The organism is Paenibacillus cellulositrophicus (assembly GCF_009363095.1).
In the GTDB taxonomy this organism is placed as follows: Bacteria; Bacillota; Bacilli; order Paenibacillales; family Paenibacillaceae; genus Paenibacillus_AQ; species Paenibacillus_AQ favisporus.
The window spans coordinates 2,509,100-2,525,946 of the sequence record NZ_CP045295.1; the positions used below are offsets into that span (position 1 = coordinate 2,509,100).

A 16,847-nucleotide genomic window follows, 5' to 3' on the forward strand; every position below is an offset into this window, starting at 1 on the left:
ATCATATTGGACTCCTTTCATTCCGTGCATTAGCTTATATGAAAAGAACTAAGTTAACGATCTTTCAGAAAACCAGTTAAATTTAAGGCGACTGGATCCGTACCGTCGGCTCTTCACACCACGGATCATTAACACGTTTAACTTTTTGCCGCACAAAAAAAGCTGCCAAGCGCTCTAAACCCGCTTTGGCAGCACTTTCTGATATCTGCGCCGCAGCTCGTGCAGCTCCACGCTTCCCGCAACCGCCTGCTCCTCCATCTGCTTGCCGACCGCCACGATCAGCGTCTCGAGCAAGGCCACCGGCGCCACCATGGAGTGGAACTCCCACAGCTGGCCACGTGCGGTGTACAGGGTCACGTCAGCCTTCTCCAGCATGCCGCTGACCGCAAGATCGGTGACGAGCAGCGTGCGGTACCCCTTCACCTTGGCGTGGTCCAGCAGCACCGATAGCTCCGGCGACTCGGACACGAAGCCGAAGATGACAATGACGTCCTGGGCCTGCACATGCACCAGCAGGTTAAACAGCTCGTGCCCGCCCCGGTCGAGCCGATTCCTTTCCGAAGCGTCCAAGTTTCCTCTGTCTTCTCCTGCGATCGGCATGCCCAAGGCGCCCTTCGGTCTTCTCGTATCCTCTTCTTTTGATCTATAAAAATCATTTTCATAGCCGTGTCTGCGAACCCCAACGTTTGCTCCAAAGCGGCAAATCCCTTGATTATTGTGCGTTTTACAATCTCTCTATGCCCATTCCCTTTCTCTCTTCCGGCATATGATACTCATACATTTGATATTTGGAGATGAGCAGATGACAACCCCCATTGATGTGTTTATTCCGGCGATTGAGAAGGATCTGGCAACCCTCCCCCATGTCATTGATGCCGTCAGAAAATATGTACAGCACCCGATCCACGAAATTATCATCGTGGCCCCCCGGAAGCAGCGGATTGTGGATTTGTGTGCGAAAAAGGGCTGCCGATTCGTGAACGAAGACACGGTTCTGCCCATTACGAAAAAGGACATACACTACCAGTCCAAAACGTGGGACCGGTCCGGCTGGTTGTACCAGCAGCTGCTGAAGCTGGGCGGCGATAAGGTATGCTCATCCAAATACTATTTGGTGATCGACGCCGACACGGTGCTCATTCGCCCCCATACGTTCAAGACGGGCGACAAAACCGTGTTTTACTGCCGGAACTGGAGCCAGCCCGAATATTTCAACACGTACAAGAAGCTGATGGGCAAAAGCCGCGCCTCCAAGCGCTCCTTCGTCACGCATTACATGCTGTTCGAGAAAGCCAAAGTCAAACAGTTAAAGCGGGCGATCGAGGCCAAACATCATACGAGCTGGTACTCCGCCATTATGAGAAGCATGAACAAATCGAAGCAGTTTGCTTTTTCCGAGTTTGAAACGTACGGCAACTTCCTGTATTCGTCGGAGCCCGGCAGGATGGTGCTGAAACAGGCCAACAACAAAAGCCTGCATACGAGCTTTTCCCAAATCTCGCCTTCCAAGATGTCATCCCTGCAGCAAAAATACCGGTCTGTTTCTTTTCATGAACGAAAAGGGTATTCGAAATCTTCCAAGGTGAGACCGAAATGAAGCCCTATGTCGTTGTCTGGAAAGGCCCCGTCCACAAAGCCAGCGGTCTTGGCCGTGCCAGCAGAGCCTATGCCAAATCCTTGAAGCGGCAAGGGGTCGCCGTCCGGTTAAGCCCGCAAGACCACCGCAAGCCAAACGCCGCCCAAGTCAAAAAGGTTCTCATATACCATCATCTTCCCAGCCGCATGCAGTGGAAAAAAGAGCGCAGCACGTATGACTTCATCCTGTTGAACACGGTTTGGGAAACAAGCAGGCTCCCCAGAAGCTGGCTGCCCCATATGAACAAATTCGATGCCGTGTGCGTGCCGTCCCAGCATAATCGGCGGGTTCTCAGGAACTGCGGCGTCACCGTCCCGATTTTCGTCGTTCCCCATGGGGTGAATGCCCGGGAGTTTCATCCGAACCATCCGAAGCTATCGTTGCCGGCAGCCGCCGGGAAGTTTACGTTCGTATCCGTCTTCGGCTTTCAGCACCGCAAAAACCCGGAGGGACTGCTGCGGGCGTATTGGGAAGAGTTCTCTTCCAAAGATAACGTCATCCTGGTCATCAAAACGAACGGATATGCGGCCAATGAGACGGAGGCGTGGATTAAGCAGCAGGTCATGCGGTACAAAAAGAGGCTGGGCATTCAGAAGGATACGGCCCCTGTCGTCATCATCGGCCACCATATGAGTGAAAGCCAGCTTAAAGGCCTGTATGCGCTCGGCGATGCCTTCGTCCTTCCTACACGCGGCGAGGGTGTCGGGCTGCCTTATTTAGAAGCGCTGGCAAGCGGCATACCGGTCATCGCCACCGGCTGGGGCGGGCAGATGGATTTCCTGACGCCCCGCAACTCCTTCCTGGTCCCCTATCAGCTCAAGAGCCCGGCGAGCAGCATGAACCGCGCCATTTCCAGAAGGTTCAGCAACTTGTTTGCGCAGAAGGGCCAGCGATGGGCCGAGCCGGATTTAAGCAGCCTCAAAAGGCTCATGAGGCAAGCGTACGAAAATCCTCGGCTTTGTAGACAGAAAGGAAGCCAGGGCCGAAAAGATATGCTCCAGCTGTCGTGGGACCAGGCCGGAAAGCTCATGAAGAAGGCGATTGAAGAGACGATGCGTTCCAAGAAATAAAGATGAAGGGTGATGGTTTTCGAAGGAAGGAGGATGAGAAACATGCGTATTGTACTGTTGTGCGGGGGATCGGGAAAAAGGCTGTGGCCTTTATCCAACGATATACGCTCCAAAGTATTCTTAAGGCTGCTGACCACGGAAGACGGGGTCAAGGAGTCGATGATCGAACGGATCTGCAGACAACTGGACGAGGCGGGGCTGCTCCAATCCACCTGTATCGTCACCCATCACAGTCAAGTAGAGATTACGCGCCGCTATGTCGGCGATGATATCCCGATTATCAGCGAGCCTTTTAAAAGAGGCACGTTCACGGCCGTCGCATTGGCCGCCAGTTATCTTCATGAAAAGCTGCAGGCCGATCCGGACGAAACCATTTGCATCCTTCCGGCGGACACGTACGTCGACACCGCATTCTTCCGGCTGCTGCACCGGTTTCCCGACGTCCTGGGACGCTCCAGGGCGGATCTTGCTCTCCTCGGCACAAAGCCGGTGCAGCCTTCGGATCAGTTCGGCTATATCGTCCCGGCTCTGCCCAAGGCGGACGGCGAGTATGCTTTCGTCCAGCGGTTTATCGAAAAGCCAAATACACGCACGGCCCGCCGCCTCATGGCACATCAGGCGATGTGGAACTGCGGCGTCTTCGCCTTTCCCCTGAGGTTCATGCTGACCTATTTGAAGGACAAGGGCCACCCTGTCCGGATCGCGGAATGGCTGGCAAATTACGAACAGCTCCCCGAAGCCAGCTTCGACCGGGAAGTCGTCGAGACGACCCTCCCTGTCGTTGCCATGGAGTACGGAGGGCACTGGACCGATCTGGGCAGCTGGATGGCGCTTACCGGCCATATGAAGGATCGAGTGATCGGATTCGGGCACATATCGGACGATTCCGCGGATACCCATCTCATCAACGAGCTCCCTTATCCTATTGAAATTATTGGCGTCCCGGGGATCATTGCCGCGGCTAGCACCGACGGCATTCTGATCGCAAGCAAGGAGCATGCGCATCGGATCAAGGAACGGCTTGCCCTGGCGCCTCAAATTCCGATGTACGAAGAGAAGCGGTGGGGCTCCTGCCGGATCCTGAGTTACGGGACAGATGCATCCGGCGTGGAGACGATGATCAAGCAGGTGCGGCTTGCCGCCGGCATGTCTACAAGCTATCACGTTCATCACCGCCGGCAAGAATTGTTGACCGTGGTGATGGGCAGCGCGGAAGTGATCTTGGAGGAGCAGCGGTACCGCCTGAACGCCGGCGACGTGCTGAGGATTCCGGCCGGCGCCAAGCATGGCATCAAGGCCATTACTCCTCTGGAGCTGGTGGAAGTCCTGCTCGGCTCCGATCTTGCTCAGGAGGATATCACCCGCATTGCTGTGGACTGGTAGAATGGCGTTTCGGTCCAAAATGTCGTAAATTTGCAGTAGGAATTGTGACCGGCCGAGCCGAAGTAGTCATCGATCGAACATGATTCCGCGGATAGCGGAAAGAGGAGGCCGATGATGGAGCCGATGGTGGAGCCTGTGATCAAGACGGAAAGAAAGGCGTTTACCTTGTTCGGATGTTCCAAAGCTCATGATCCGGGCAAGCCGTACAGTGAGACGATTTTCGAATTGTTTGACCAGGTCTGGCATGAAGTACGCAGCAAAGAACTCGCTCACAAGGGGATCAATCACGTCGTCTATGAGCAGGGAAATATGGTATTTGCGGGAATCGAGCTGGTGACCCCGCCTGAGGAAAATTCCTTCTTGAAGAAGAAGGACGTCGTGCTCGAAAAATACGCCTACGGCAAGCACATCGGGCCTTACAGCGAATTGGACGCAACGTACCGGCGTATTGATGCGCTTCTCCAAGCCTCAGGAGAACACAAAGTGCTTCCCCTGATTGAGGTGTATGGCCACTGGAACGAGGATGAGTCCAAGCTGGAGACGGAAATTTATCACAACCTCATTGGATAGATCCCTGTGTGCAATGAGGCCGTGCAAGTTTCTAGTTCGTTAGGATTATATGATCAATCTTAGGAGCAGTTTGTCTACTGCTCCTTTTGCTATGTAGAAGTTCGGCAAGAACATGGTTCTATTGCTGTTTTTGGTCAACTTCCTTGTAATTTTCATGCAAGTTTTTTTAGATTTCCTGTATGATGATGCTATGAAAAAAATATTATCTTTCATGGATTGGGGTATATTCGCTCTTCGTTTATACCATTATATTTTGCTGTTGTCCCGGGTTCTGGCAGTAAGCGAGTTTTCGAACCGGACGTTACTAAACGTGATCTGGCTGAGCATGGCCCTTATCGTCCCTTTGCTGTTCTGGTTTCCCGGACGCCGGATGAACAAAGTCTGGTTTTGCATATTGGAGCTATTGCTTGGCGGTTCTTATTACGTGAATTCTGTCATTCATCCGGACCTGACTTCAAAAGCGGACTATTTGCTGCCGAGTCTTACCATCGGGTACTTATTAACCAAGCAAACCCTTTGGATCATTCCCTTACTTGTTTTCATTCCTTTCTCCTTCCAGTCCTCCCTAAAATTATCTTGGGAGCAAACCCTGGGTATCGGAACAGATAATCTGTTGTTCTGCTTTATCGGCATGTGGGCAAGCTCCGTAGCCAATGCGTATGATCAGAAGAATAAACTGGCAGCCGAAGTGGAGCATCAAAATAAGCTCTTAACTCACTACTCGGCCGAGGTCGAGAAAATGACTTTGCTTGAAGAACGCAACCGCATGTCCAAGGAGCTTCATGATACACTGGGGCATTCCTTTATTTCACTCATCCTCAGCCTTGATGCTTCTATTGCCCTGATGGATAGCAAGCCTGCCGAGGCCAAAGACCGGTTAATTCGCTTAAGGGCATTGGCTGAGAACAATCTGGAGGAAATGAGGAACGTCGTGCACGAAATGGGCGAAGAAGAGGAATCCAGTCTGATCCGGCAGGTTGAATCCCTTGCAGCCCGTTTCCGGGAGCATACGGGTACGGCTCTGACCTTGAGTCTGCCGGGGACAGAGCGGTCCATACGCTTTGAAGTACGGCAAGCGATTCTTCGGGTCATCCAGGAATCCTTTACGAATGCTCTAAAACACGGAAAGGCAACCCAACTGCATTTGGAGCTTACTTTTTCTGAGAGCCATCTGCAATTGTCCGTTCGAAATAACGGCACGCCGATCGACAAGTTAGATTATGGCTTTGGCTTGACCACGATGAAACATCGGGTTGAGCGGTTGGGAGGCAGCTTACAGATATCATCTGGGGGGAGTACTCCAGTGATCACCGAAGTCAGATGCGAAATCCCGCTGAAAGGAGTCATGCTGCATGGAGAAGATTAAAGTACTGCTTGCTGATGACCAAGAGTTAATTCTTGAGAGCTTACATATCGTGCTGTCCATGGAACCGGATTTGGAAATTGTCGGTTTAGCCAGGAATGGGCAAGAAGCCATAAAGGGCTGCGAGCAGTTGATGCCGGATATGGTGCTGATGGATGTCAACATGCCGGTCATGGACGGCGTCGCCGCAACAGCCCTGATTAAAGAGCGAATGCCTGCAACCAAAATCATCATGCTGACCTCCTATAAGGAAGTAGAATATGTGTTAGCGGCGTTAAGCCACGGAGCGGAAGGTTATCTGCTCAAAGCCATTCATCCGAAAGATTTGGCTGCAGGCATACGGGTTGTTCAGGCGGGAGGGACTTTAATTTCGCAGGAAATGGCGAGTAAAATGATCAAGAACATGAACAGTACCACCCCTGCGAAACATAATGAATTCGGACTCACTGCCCGTGAAATCGAAGTGCTGCATAAGCTGGCTGCCGGCCTGCGTAATCAAGAAATTGCCGAGGCATTGTTTCTTAGCGAAGGGACGGTCAAAAATTATATCTCAACGATTTATTCAAAGCTTAATGTGAAAGGACGCCGGGAGGCCGCCCGGAAAGCCCGGGATTCGGGAATGATGGATCGTTAAATGATGACCAAACGGCACTGTCTCTTTATGACTTTTTCAGCCTATACTCATAGCATCAAACAACAGAGGTGGCGATGTAAGACATGAAGAACAAAGTGTCATTTTGGCGTTTTCCAATCGTCTGGATGATTGCGGGGGCTATTGGTATTGTTCTCATAAATATGATATTCCAGCAACTGACAGAGCAAGGAGAGGGGATCGTCTCTCTTATTTTCACACTGGTGATGGGATTTCTGGCCCTCTTGGTTTATAAGCTCACGCTGACATACCTGGCCCGGCGGTCCACCCCAGAGATATCAAGAAATCGCGCAGGGATTGAAAGTGTCCTAGGCATGCTAACCGGGACCATCTTTATCGCAGGATCCGCTATAATGATTATTGCTCTGGGAGGTTACTCCTTTCAGTGGGCAAGTTCTGCGGATACGAGTTCCGTTCTAATAGCCTCCATTGAATCAGCTTTAGGAGGAGCCATTGTCGAGGAACTTATCTTTCGCGGACTTATGCTTCAAGCCATTGATAAATTGGGGGGAAAACCGCTCGCACTCGCAGTAACCTCTCTATTCTTTGGAGTTGCTCATCTTGGAAATCCAGGGGCGACATTATGGAGTGGGTTCGCCATAGCCCTCGAAGCAGGTGTTCTCCTTGGATCCGCCTTCTTGTGGCGGCGGAACTTGTGGTTTGCCATAGGACTGCATTTTGCTTGGAATGCCATTGAAGGATTGCTTGGCATTCCTGTCTCTGGACACCCTGCTACCGGTCTATTTACTGTAAAGGTGCACGGTGCCGCACTTCTCACAGGGGGCAACTTTGGACTTGAGACCTCTATTGTTCCGGTTGTAATCAGTCTTCTGATCTCCATTCCTATGCTAATCGGGGCTGCACGGAATCAAAGGGTTGACGTCGGAAACCTTCCTGTACCAAAGTAAACGACCGACCTGGTCCTAATTTTCGATAGAAAAAACTGCCGACACTTTGTCGGCAGTCTGGAGCATCCAGATTGGATGACCTAATAATCTAGTAGACGGCCATTATCATTCCATTGACCGTACATTTTGTTTTCACGCGTATTGGTTATGAATTTGTCCAATCTGCTCTTAAATAACTCGGGCTGATTCTTATAGCTTTGGATCGTGTCGATCCGGACTCTAGTATAAAGATCTGGAAATGCCATGAAATTCTCATACACTTGCTTCTCCTCTTGTAACCTTTGCTCTATAACCGGATCGATTCGAAAAGAATCGTAATTCATATCAGGAAGGACCTTTCTCCCTTCGTCTGTCATCAAGCCCAACCTTTCGAGGCGGCGGACACGCTCTTTATTCAATTCAGTCCATGAGCTTTTTTTGCTTCGAGGGGACAGTCTCTGAGCCAGCTCCGTTTCAGATATTTTCTTCTTGACTCCATCGATCCATCCAAAGCACAAAGCCTCCTCGACCGCGTCCAAATATAAGAGCGTATCCGATTGGGGCGTCATACGAACCAAGACCCAACAACATTTTTCAGTCTTGCTATTTTCCTGCAGCCAAACCCTTAATGCTTCTCTCGATATGACCGGAATGAAGCGATCTACTTCTCTCAGCATGAGTTACTGTTTGTTGGAGATTACGTTATCAAGAAACTGATCTGCGTCGCTATTAAATTTCCAGGAAACTCCGAACTTATCGACCAGCACTCCGAAGCACGAAGACCACGGCGTATTGGATAACGGCATGATGACATGACCACCCTCAGATAAATTAGAAAAGTAATTTTCCAATGTCTGTTGATCCTCATTAACGATACTAATCAGTATATTGTTGCCTTTAACCAACTCGCCCGTTACATTCTTCATTGAAGGCAAAATATCCGACATCATGATGTTCCCGCCTGCAAATGCTATTGAAGACTCCATGACCATGTTTAGTTCATTTTCCGGCAACGGATCGTTTGGATCCTGCGGGAAATCCTTAAATTTCACTTTTTTCACTTCAGTTGCGTTTAAAGCTTTCGCATAAAAATCAATCGCTTGTTCAGCAACTCCATCAAAGTTTAAATAGACTACAGCTGACATATAGTAAAACCTCCTTCTTGGGATAAATGTAGTATATTGAATAAGAGGTGACAGCTGTATGTCACCATTTATAAATAAAGTACTTGCCTCCGAAAGGGGCCTATCCAACTGCCATTTTGCGATCGGGAGGTTGGAGTCTGTATTGGATGGGTTTGTATCGCAAAAAAGCTCCACATGTTCATCGCGAACATGTGGAGCCTTCTATTCTGGATGCAGCTGGTTTGATTATGCAAAAGGCTGGAGCATTTGGCCGGCATTCACAAAAATCAGGGCAATATTCAGTACGGCAAAGAACAAAGCCGGCGCCGTTTTGCCAATCGGATCTTTCGTGCGGATATGCACCAGGCTTGCCACCAGCATCGTCACACCAAGCCACACTCCCGCCCATGCGACCAGTCCGGTATACCAGTAGCCGGCGATCAGCGCGGCCGCACCTGCCAGTTGGACCAGGCCCGTTACCTTAAGGAACCAATGCGGCAGGTGAAGGTGTTCGAACATGTCTGCCCAGTACTTAGCCCCTATCAATTTGGCAGTACCCGAAAAGAGGTAGTAAGCAATCAGCAAAGATTGAAGAATGATCGTAAAAATGGCCATTTCGATCTCCTCCTATTCGATCACAACATCATTTGCATTACAGCTCAGCCAATACCACTTCAAGCTGATCGGCCATCTTGACCCAACCGAGTCTGGCTCCGTTATACGACAAGCTCTCGCTTTCAAATCCGGTATGCTCAAGATGAAGGCGGGTTGCGCCATTGGATGAATGAAGCGTCCATGTAACAACCGTACTTACCCCCGCGGTTACCCAGGTGTAGGATAGGCGGTGGTGTTCTTCCACGGCCAGCACTTCTGATTCGACGATTCCATCCCATACTTTCGACGGTTTGGCCCGGAATTGAAAGTGATGGCCGACAACCGGCTTAAAGTCGTTGTCCATCACCCATTTCGCAAGCATGTTGGAATCAGTCAATGCAAGCCATACTTTCTCAATCGGACTATCGAATTGAAAATCCAGCTTCACTTCCGGTTTCATTCCTCTTCCTCCTTCAATAATTGACTCAGCTTGGCCGATCCTTGGTTCCAAAAAGCCGTGTGAAAAGTGACCCAATCTTCAATTTCTCTCAGAGGCTCTGCGTTCAATCGATACCTTGTTTCCCGCCCGGCCTTGCGGTGCCTGACCAGATCGGCGGCTTTGAGGATTGCCAGATGTTTGGAAACGGCTGTCCGCCCCATCTCGAAATGCACCGTCAATTCGTGTAAGGGCAATTCTTCCGCCTCGGCCAGCAATCTAAGCAATTTGCGCCGCGTCGGATCGGCAACCGCGGCATATACATCCCTCGCTTCATGTTGTTCATCCATTCCCATCATCCCTATTCTGCTCGATGATAGGACACCAACCGGTGTCTTATGAGTTCATAATAAGACACCATTTAGTGTCCTGTCAAGCCGTAATTCGGAATAAAGTTTAAATGGCTTGTCACCGAACATTTGGGCCTCTGTATACGCCAGGCATGATGCAGTAAAAAGTTTAAGGCATCCCTGAAGGATGCCCACATGCTGAAATATTGAAGTTTTACGGATCAACTGAATATACATTTACCGGCTCGGCTTTAATCCTTGCACACTTTATATTGCTGTCTCTCCGCCTCTCTCCTGTCCATGCAAAGCCTTCCGCAGTGCACTTACGGCATGCTGCACTGCTTGTCTTCCTTGGTCATAACCGCCGGTCTGAAGCATGAAGCCGTGGACCATGCCGTCATAGCGCTTCGCTTCCACAGGAATGCCGGCGTCTTGTAATTTCGCCGCATAAGCCTCCCCATCATCGCGCAGCGGATCAAATTCGGCCGTGATGACGAGAGCGGGCGGAAGGCTGCTGAAATCGGCAGCCAATAATGGCGAAGCGTAGGGGTTCCTTCCGTCCTGCTCCTCCGCCAGGTATTGGCCCCAGAACCACCGCATCGTGTCCGTCGTCAGGCCGTACCCTTCGGCATTGTCGCGGTAAGAATCCGTATCGAACGCGTAGTGGGTCGCCGGATTGAACAACAGCTGAAACTTGATGAAGGACAACCCTTGGTCCCTTGCCATCAAGGTTACGGCAGCGGCCAAATTTCCGCCCGCGCTGTCGCCGCCGACCGCAATCCGGTTGGGATCCGCTCCTAGCGAAGAGACATTCTCCGCAACCCAGGCTGCAGCCGCATAGGCGTCTTCGAAGGCAGCGGGAAACCGATGTTCCGGTGCCAAACGGTAATCTACCGAGACGACGATAACGTTTGCCCCATTGGCCAACTGCCGGCATAACACATCTGCTGCATCCAGGTCCCCGACGACCCAGCCGCCTCCATGATAATAAATGAGAACAGGAAGCGGGTATTTGTTTTGAGGACGATATACCCGAACCGGTATGTGACCGGCCGGACCCGGGATCTTTCGATTGTCGACTTTCCATACTGCTTCCGGCTGGGCGGCCATGGAGCTTAAGTTGACGGTTCTGGCACTCTCCACGGATAGCGTGTGAAGAGGCGGGACCCCTTGTTTCTTCATATTTTCCAACACAACTTGAACTTGAGGGTCAAGCGGCATGATGGTTCCTCCTTAGGGATCAAATATAATGGATACGAGTCTTCTTATATCCGAAATAAACAACCATTCACGAGCAGCGTCTTTCGGTAAGACAGCTACCATTCCGGTCAAAATGAAGTATACTGAATGGAGAATAACCATGTAAGTACGCACTTTTGCGTGACATAGTACCCATTTGGTAACTTCATGGGACGGATTGGATGTGATGGATATGGGCGGTTGTCCGGTAGAGGCAACATTGTCCGTGGTTGGAGGAAAGTGGAAGGCTGTGATCCTATGGCGTTTGGTTGGTGGGACCAGGCGCTTTAACGAACTCCAGCGTTCGATTTCGCAAATTACCCGTAAAATGTTAACGGAACAGCTTCGGGAACTGGAGCAAGATAATCTCATTATTAGAACCGTCTATCCGGAAGTTCCGCCGAAAGTCGAGTACTCGCTAAGCGAATACGGCAGGACGTTTATTCCTGTTTTGAATGCCATGGCCCAGTGGGGATTGGTCCATCGGGAACGCGTGTCTGACCCCGTTCGCTCTACGACTTAGATTACCGTTCTATAACAAAATCCATAGCCTCGATAAGGATTTTGACATTTCATAAGCTTAGCGGAGGGGTAAGAAATAACGCTCAACTTGTCCCGCGAATAAAAATCCTGAACCGGCAAGGTTCAGGATTTTTATTTTTTGAGACGAACATCATACTCTCGTATGCAGTTTTACCGTTGGAAGATGCGAAGCAGCTGACCGATAGAGCAGCGGCCTGTAACATTACTTAGAGGGCACTACGTTATAGCCGACAGGCTCGGCCGTATTGCCCGCCCGATCCGATGCCGTGACTTCAATCCGGTTCATGCCCGGCTGAAGGTCGATATCCGCGCTGAACGTCAGGTCATCCTTCACGTCAGCCTGTACTCCATTCACGAGAACAATGCCGGGCTCGCTGATTTTACCCGTAACGCGCAGCGTTCCCTTTTCCACATTGTAGTGATTCCCCGTCAATTTCCCCGGTTCATCCAGCACGATGGTCGGCGAGGTCGTATCCAGTACAGTAATGCGGGCGGTCGCGGTATATTCGCCGCCGGCGGCTGCAGCCGTGATTACCGCGGTCCCCGGACTTTTGGCCGTTACCTTACCGGTGTCGCTCACTTCCGCTATGCCGGTGTCGCTCGATGTCCAATTGATCGTCGTATCTCCCGCATCCACCGGTGTAACGATCGCAGTGAGCTGCGCAGTTTCGCCTTCCTTTAACTCTACTTGTTCCGGTGTTACGTTGATGCCGGTTACGTGCGGCTGATCCGTCTTCACAGACACCACATCCGATGGAGCGGATTCCCCGGCTGCGTTGACCGCTTTGACGATGTAGAAATATTCCGTCGAAGCCGACAGGCCGGTGTCGGTATGCGTCGTACTAGACAGTACCTCGTCGTTAAGTTTGACAAATTCGCCGTCGGCCTTATCGGACCGGTAGACGCTGTACCCTTCCGCCTGCTCTACCGCGTTCCAGTTCAAATCAATCGCGCTGTCGCCTGCCGCCTTAGCCGTCAGGTTAGCCGGAGGCGCAGGGACCGAATCTTCACGAACGGGTTCTCCATACACCTTGAATTCGTAGCTGGAAGCACTTCCTCCGCTGTAGTTGGATCCCGTCACCGTTACGCGGAGATAGCGGTACGACGCATCGAGGGTATCCGTCGTCAAGCCCTGCGTTTTATTGTCCGTTCTGTCCAGGAGGGTCGTGTACGTGATATCGTCATTGCTGCCTTCAATTTTGTACTGGTAGTATCTCGGGTAGGTTGCGCTGTTGTACCAGTAGCTCTCGAGCTTCGTGATATGCATGATGTCGCCGAGGTCGACTTTCCACCACTGCGGGTAGGAATTCGTGACGGCCGCCCAGCGCGTGCCGGCTTTACCGTCATTCGCGTACTCGATATTGTTCCCCGTTTGGGATGAGCTTGCCGTTGCTGTCTTACCTTCCGAAATGACCCCCGACGTCGTCGTGGCTTGGACCGGCAGGCTCCACAGGCTCGATCCCGAGCTGCTGCGGGCTCTTACTTGATACGTATGCGTCGAGTTCGCATCAAGCCCTGTATGCTTGTATGGGCTGCTTACTCCGCTGATCAGCACGCCATCCACGAACAGATCATAGCTTGCTGCCCCATTAGCATCGTTCCAGGTGACGTCGATTTGGGATTGGCCCGCTGCCTTGGCGGTCAACCCAGTCGGTGCAGCCAATCCTGCAGCCGTCGGCGTAATCGTCAGCACCTGAGCATTGGAGGCATCGAACTTGATCCCCTGGATGGACGCTTGACCCGACACGAATTCAACAGCACGGTCGCTGGCCCGGTTGACCAGCCTGTACTTGGTGATCCCGGTTAAGCTCGTATTCGTTGCGGCCTCGATATCAGAAACCGAAGAATCCGGGGATAGGTCAGCCGCCTTCGCGTTTCCGACCGGAAGAAGATACCACTGATCGCTTCCGGCCGCGGTGCCGTTTCCTCCGTTGCCGTTCGGATCGGCATTCGGATCCGCAAGCCCCGTGGTGACTGCTGCGCCCATCGCCCGTGTCTGCGCCGGCGTCGATCCGGATACCTTCAGATCATTTCCGGTCTCCACATTTTGCAATCGGTAGAAGCCGCTGTTCTTCGACGGGTCGAATTCGTCAGGTACGGGGACGAACTGCCACTGGCTCGCCGCGCCGTCCTTAAGGTCGCTGCCTCCGACAGAGACCGTGTATGAGGACAGCGGGGAGATATCCGTTCCATCGTTGTCCTTCGGCGGACTGTAAGAAGAATAGTAGGCATGGCCGGCATCGGGTTCGGGCAGGGAATAACTGATCTGCTTGCCGGACAAGTCGGAGATCGCCCGGAACGAATAGCCGCTGACTTGTTGGTTCGTCAGGCTTCCGGAATCGATCTGGGACATATAGCTCCCCACCGTGGCAGGCAGCTTGCCGACGAGGCGGAAGGTGTCCGGCTTGCCGAGATCGTCGGTTTCGTAGACGTAGCCATCGTAGCCGACAGAGCGGTATTTGCCGCTGTACACGTTATACGAAAAGGCGTTCTCATACTGCGTATTGACCGGAACAAAAAGCCGTTCCGTCACGGTATCTTTAAAGATCGGATTGCCTGCGCTGACTTTGACCGAGGTGACATAGCCGGTAGCGTTGTTCTCCTGCTTGATCCACACCGCGCCGCTCTCGACATAGACCGTTACCGTTGCATCCAGTGCGGGATCGGAGTACGTCACCGAAGGGACACTGCCGCCAGGACCGGTGATCGTTCCGCTCACCGTATTCGCCGTATATGTGCTGCCTGCCGGGTCTTTAAAGGTGAAATCACCGCTGCTCGGCACTTTCATATAGCCGATATCGAGCGAAGAGTTATCCATCCCGATGCCGGTCAGCCTCAGGTCATCCGTCTCTGGCGTATAGTTAACCGTGAGATTATGATCGCTGCCTGCCCCCATCGGACTTCCGATCCATCCGGCATACCCTTTTAGAGCAGAGCGCGTCCACGTGCCGTTGTACCATACGTCCCACGAGCCTTCGGCCATCTTTGCGCTGATTGGCGAGCGGGCGAGGTGGAAGTAGGTGAGGACATTGCTGTAGCCCGTTTTCCAATTCATATGGTTGTTGTATAAAACGTAAAAATAACCGTTAACGTTATCCACGAAGAAGCGCGTCCCGGCCACCCCGTACGACCAGGTCTTCCCCGGAAAACCGCTCGCGGTGACCGCTTCGTCACTGTCGTTCCACGGCGAGGTCGCCACCTGTCCGATCAGGTTCCATGTCTTGCCTTTATCGGTCGAGTACATGGAGAGAACGCGGTTGTTGTGCACGCCCGTGGCGATCCGCTGGTTGTTCGTCGGGTTCCCGGTAGCAAATGGATTAAATTGATACTCATCATTGGTGAGCGAGTACCAGTAACCGGTATCCGGATCGACCCAAATGCCGATACCGTCGTTGTGATCATCCTGATAAGGCGTCGGAATGCCGTTCGTTTCGTCGATTTTGTAATTGATCGTCCCCGGCCGGTTCCAGTAAGAATTATAAGTCACAGGGGTGCCCCAATTCGTGTTCAGCTTGCCCAGGTCCGTGCTGGTGTTGTACTTGATCCAGGATCCCCCGTTGTCCGCCTGCTCATAGTTGGAGACGGAATACATCCAGTGAAACTCCCCGTCCTGATCCACAAACGCGGTGCCGGCGATATCGGCCGTACCGGAGGTGAGACTGGGGACAGCGTGCTGAACGAAGGTCGGGAATTTCTCCGCGGCTGCGCTGGCCGGCTGCATTCCGAACGGAACCGTACCGGCAGCCAGCACGATGGCGGGAATGGCTCTAAGCACCGCGAGCTTTGCTTTCCATCTTTTACGCATCAAATTGAATAACCTCCTGTCTAGGTATCGTACACACATCCTCCCCGTCCCGGGAGACTTCCCCACCTCCTTTTGGCGCAAGATGACCTCGACTTTTGCCCAAGCTTTGATGCTGTGAAAGCAGTCAGAACCTTTCGCCAACGAATAAAGCGCTTTCAAAAATGAGTCTAAATCGGCGCAGCCTGCAGCGTACACTTCCGTTTTTTCACATTGGCAGTACTTTCGTAAGAAACACCCTTAGGAATTAAATATCGTTCATGAAACTTAATAATGGTCGGAGGAGCATGATCACGCAAAAAAGCCACCCTTTGCAGGATGGCCCTATGCTTGCCTTTATTTATGCTACCGTATTGCTGATCACCTTCAGAAATCCGTTCTTTCCGGCCGCATCCACCAACGACTGAATGGAGTCTCTTGCCGCACCGCTGAACAGGTACCATTGGTCCTCGTTAGCATCATACAAGAGAACTTCCGGGTAGCCCGTCAACAGCTCGTCGGGAAAAGCGTGAAGGAGAGAATAGACATCAAACCGCTGCACGCTGCTCCCTTTCTCATCCAGAAAATCGTACTGCGCATTTTTGTAATACGACCCGGGCACGTCGATGTTTACCATCCACGAGTAACTGGCGGGGGCATCGACTTTGGCGCCTTTGTTACGCACAAAAGCATCATAAATGGCTGCGTTATACGCATTTCCTTTAACCTGCTGAACGACGCCGCCCATCGTCATGTGGTATTCTTCCTGCAGTGCTTTTACTTTCACGTTGTGAATGACGAGCGGCGCGGTTTCGACCGTAACCTTCGAATTGCTGTAATTCACTGTACAGCCGAACGTTTCGGCGATAAAGCGGAGCGGAACCATCACGCGATTGTTCTTGATGTACGGCTTGACGTCCAGCTGCACCGCTTCACCATTTTTCATGGCCGCCGTGCTGTTCGTTTGCAGCGTCACTTTCATGCTGCTTTTGGTAAGCGTCACTTTCGAATTCGACCAATCGACCTTGGCCCCCAAATTCTCGCTGACCACACGCAAAGGCACCATCGTACGCTTGTTTTTCGTCTCCGGCTTCACATCGGACGCCACCGCGACGCCGTCAATTTGGATGGGATGGTTCGCTGCATAAGCAGGCGACGATGCGATCGCAAGAATGAATGCAAAAATGATGCTTGGGATGATCTTCTTCATGTTTTGTCA

17 protein-coding genes are annotated in these 16,847 nt (G+C 51.9%); 8 read left to right on the plus strand and 9 right to left on the minus strand.

Annotated elements, in window-relative coordinates:
- Positions 1-174: 174 nt before the first annotated feature.
- Entirely contained in the window at positions 175-600 is a 426-nt protein-coding gene (locus GCU45_RS11280) for a MurR/RpiR family transcriptional regulator (protein WP_152398991.1), read from the minus strand.
- A 202-nt stretch (positions 601-802) separates the two neighbouring features.
- Between GCU45_RS11280 and GCU45_RS11285 the strand changes: the two genes are divergently transcribed.
- The 7 genes from GCU45_RS11285 (at position 803) to GCU45_RS11315 (ending at position 7,582) form a co-directional block, all read left to right on the plus strand.
- Positions 803-1,597 carry a DUF6492 family protein gene (locus tag GCU45_RS11285; RefSeq protein WP_152398992.1) on the plus strand — a complete coding sequence of 265 codons (795 nt, stop codon included), beginning with the start codon at positions 803-805 and terminating at the stop codon, positions 1,595-1,597.
- Positions 1,594-2,706: a glycosyltransferase family 4 protein gene (locus tag GCU45_RS11290; RefSeq protein ID WP_152398993.1), complete on the plus strand. Its 1,113-nt coding sequence runs from the start codon at positions 1,594-1,596 to the stop codon at positions 2,704-2,706. The genes GCU45_RS11285 and GCU45_RS11290 overlap by 4 nt, the downstream gene beginning before the upstream one ends.
- A 42-nt stretch (positions 2,707-2,748) precedes the next feature.
- Positions 2,749-4,089 carry a sugar phosphate nucleotidyltransferase gene (locus tag GCU45_RS11295; protein ID WP_167527121.1) on the plus strand — a complete coding sequence of 447 codons (1,341 nt, stop codon included), beginning with the start codon at positions 2,749-2,751 and terminating at the stop codon, positions 4,087-4,089.
- A gap of 111 nt (positions 4,090-4,200) precedes the next feature.
- Complete coding sequence (locus GCU45_RS11300; RefSeq protein ID WP_152398995.1) at positions 4,201-4,659, plus strand: GyrI-like domain-containing protein; 459 nt, start codon at positions 4,201-4,203, stop codon at positions 4,657-4,659.
- A gap of 112 nt (positions 4,660-4,771) precedes the next feature.
- Entirely contained in the window at positions 4,772-6,025 is a 1,254-nt protein-coding gene (locus GCU45_RS11305; protein ID WP_244364526.1) for a sensor histidine kinase, read from the plus strand.
- Positions 6,012-6,656 carry a response regulator transcription factor gene (locus GCU45_RS11310; protein WP_152398996.1) on the plus strand — a complete coding sequence of 215 codons (645 nt, stop codon included), beginning with the start codon at positions 6,012-6,014 and terminating at the stop codon, positions 6,654-6,656. Before GCU45_RS11305 ends, GCU45_RS11310 begins: the two co-directional genes overlap by 14 nt.
- An 83-nt stretch (positions 6,657-6,739) precedes the next feature.
- Positions 6,740-7,582: a CPBP family intramembrane glutamic endopeptidase gene (locus GCU45_RS11315; RefSeq protein ID WP_152398997.1), complete on the plus strand. Its 843-nt coding sequence runs from the start codon at positions 6,740-6,742 to the stop codon at positions 7,580-7,582.
- Between the two features lie 80 nt (positions 7,583-7,662).
- Here the strand turns inward: GCU45_RS11315 and GCU45_RS11320 are convergent, their stop codons facing one another.
- The 6 genes from GCU45_RS11320 to GCU45_RS11345 form a co-directional block, all read right to left on the minus strand.
- Entirely contained in the window at positions 7,663-8,238 is a 576-nt protein-coding gene (locus tag GCU45_RS11320; RefSeq protein ID WP_152398998.1) for a YdeI/OmpD-associated family protein, read from the minus strand.
- Between the two features lie 3 nt (positions 8,239-8,241).
- Positions 8,242-8,706, minus strand: a complete 465-nt coding sequence (locus GCU45_RS11325) for a VOC family protein (RefSeq protein ID WP_152398999.1) — start codon at positions 8,704-8,706, stop codon at positions 8,242-8,244.
- A 225-nt stretch (positions 8,707-8,931) separates the two neighbouring features.
- Positions 8,932-9,300 carry a DoxX family protein gene (locus GCU45_RS11330; protein WP_152399000.1) on the minus strand — a complete coding sequence of 123 codons (369 nt, stop codon included), beginning with the start codon at positions 9,298-9,300 and terminating at the stop codon, positions 8,932-8,934.
- Positions 9,301-9,337: 37 nt separating this feature from the next.
- Complete coding sequence (locus GCU45_RS11335; RefSeq protein WP_152399001.1) at positions 9,338-9,739, minus strand: SRPBCC family protein; 402 nt, start codon at positions 9,737-9,739, stop codon at positions 9,338-9,340.
- On the minus strand, positions 9,736-10,065 hold the full coding sequence (locus GCU45_RS11340; protein ID WP_152399002.1) for an ArsR/SmtB family transcription factor: 330 nt from the start codon (positions 10,063-10,065) through the stop codon (positions 9,736-9,738). Before GCU45_RS11340 ends, GCU45_RS11335 begins: the two co-directional genes overlap by 4 nt.
- A gap of 267 nt (positions 10,066-10,332) precedes the next feature.
- Positions 10,333-11,286, minus strand: coding sequence for an alpha/beta hydrolase (locus tag GCU45_RS11345; RefSeq protein ID WP_152399003.1), 954 nt, complete (start codon positions 11,284-11,286; stop codon positions 10,333-10,335).
- A gap of 211 nt (positions 11,287-11,497) precedes the next feature.
- Between GCU45_RS11345 and GCU45_RS11350 the strand changes: the two genes are divergently transcribed.
- Entirely contained in the window at positions 11,498-11,827 is a 330-nt protein-coding gene (locus GCU45_RS11350; RefSeq protein WP_306433704.1) for a winged helix-turn-helix transcriptional regulator, read from the plus strand.
- Between the two features lie 222 nt (positions 11,828-12,049).
- Here the strand turns inward: GCU45_RS11350 and GCU45_RS11355 are convergent, their stop codons facing one another.
- Positions 12,050-15,652, minus strand: coding sequence for a discoidin domain-containing protein (locus GCU45_RS11355; protein ID WP_167527122.1), 3,603 nt, complete (start codon positions 15,650-15,652; stop codon positions 12,050-12,052).
- Between the two features lie 337 nt (positions 15,653-15,989).
- Positions 15,990-16,838: a stalk domain-containing protein gene (locus tag GCU45_RS11360; RefSeq protein ID WP_152399005.1), complete on the minus strand. Its 849-nt coding sequence runs from the start codon at positions 16,836-16,838 to the stop codon at positions 15,990-15,992.
- Between the last annotated feature and the right edge of the window lie 9 nt (positions 16,839-16,847).

Coding starts and splice junctions, on each gene's coding strand:
- GCU45_RS11280 (WP_152398991.1), bottom strand. CDS start 600: ATGCCGATCGCAGGAGAAGACAGAGGAAACTTGGACGCTTCGGAAAGG.
- GCU45_RS11285 (WP_152398992.1), top strand. CDS start 803: ATGACAACCCCCATTGATGTGTTTATTCCGGCGATTGAGAAGGATCTG.
- GCU45_RS11290 (WP_152398993.1), top strand. CDS start 1,594: ATGAAGCCCTATGTCGTTGTCTGGAAAGGCCCCGTCCACAAAGCCAGC.
- GCU45_RS11295 (WP_167527121.1), top strand. CDS start 2,749: ATGCGTATTGTACTGTTGTGCGGGGGATCGGGAAAAAGGCTGTGGCCT.
- GCU45_RS11300 (WP_152398995.1), top strand. CDS start 4,201: ATGATGGAGCCGATGGTGGAGCCTGTGATCAAGACGGAAAGAAAGGCG.
- GCU45_RS11305 (WP_244364526.1), top strand. CDS start 4,772: ATGGTTCTATTGCTGTTTTTGGTCAACTTCCTTGTAATTTTCATGCAA.
- GCU45_RS11310 (WP_152398996.1), top strand. CDS start 6,012: ATGGAGAAGATTAAAGTACTGCTTGCTGATGACCAAGAGTTAATTCTT.
- GCU45_RS11315 (WP_152398997.1), top strand. CDS start 6,740: ATGAAGAACAAAGTGTCATTTTGGCGTTTTCCAATCGTCTGGATGATT.
- GCU45_RS11320 (WP_152398998.1), bottom strand. CDS start 8,238: ATGCTGAGAGAAGTAGATCGCTTCATTCCGGTCATATCGAGAGAAGCA.
- GCU45_RS11325 (WP_152398999.1), bottom strand. CDS start 8,706: ATGTCAGCTGTAGTCTATTTAAACTTTGATGGAGTTGCTGAACAAGCG.
- GCU45_RS11330 (WP_152399000.1), bottom strand. CDS start 9,300: ATGGCCATTTTTACGATCATTCTTCAATCTTTGCTGATTGCTTACTAC.
- GCU45_RS11335 (WP_152399001.1), bottom strand. CDS start 9,739: ATGAAACCGGAAGTGAAGCTGGATTTTCAATTCGATAGTCCGATTGAG.
- GCU45_RS11340 (WP_152399002.1), bottom strand. CDS start 10,065: ATGGATGAACAACATGAAGCGAGGGATGTATATGCCGCGGTTGCCGAT.
- GCU45_RS11345 (WP_152399003.1), bottom strand. CDS start 11,286: ATGCCGCTTGACCCTCAAGTTCAAGTTGTGTTGGAAAATATGAAGAAA.
- GCU45_RS11350 (WP_306433704.1), top strand. CDS start 11,498: ATGGGCGGTTGTCCGGTAGAGGCAACATTGTCCGTGGTTGGAGGAAAG.
- GCU45_RS11355 (WP_167527122.1), bottom strand. CDS start 15,652: ATGCGTAAAAGATGGAAAGCAAAGCTCGCGGTGCTTAGAGCCATTCCC.
- GCU45_RS11360 (WP_152399005.1), bottom strand. CDS start 16,838: ATGAAGAAGATCATCCCAAGCATCATTTTTGCATTCATTCTTGCGATC.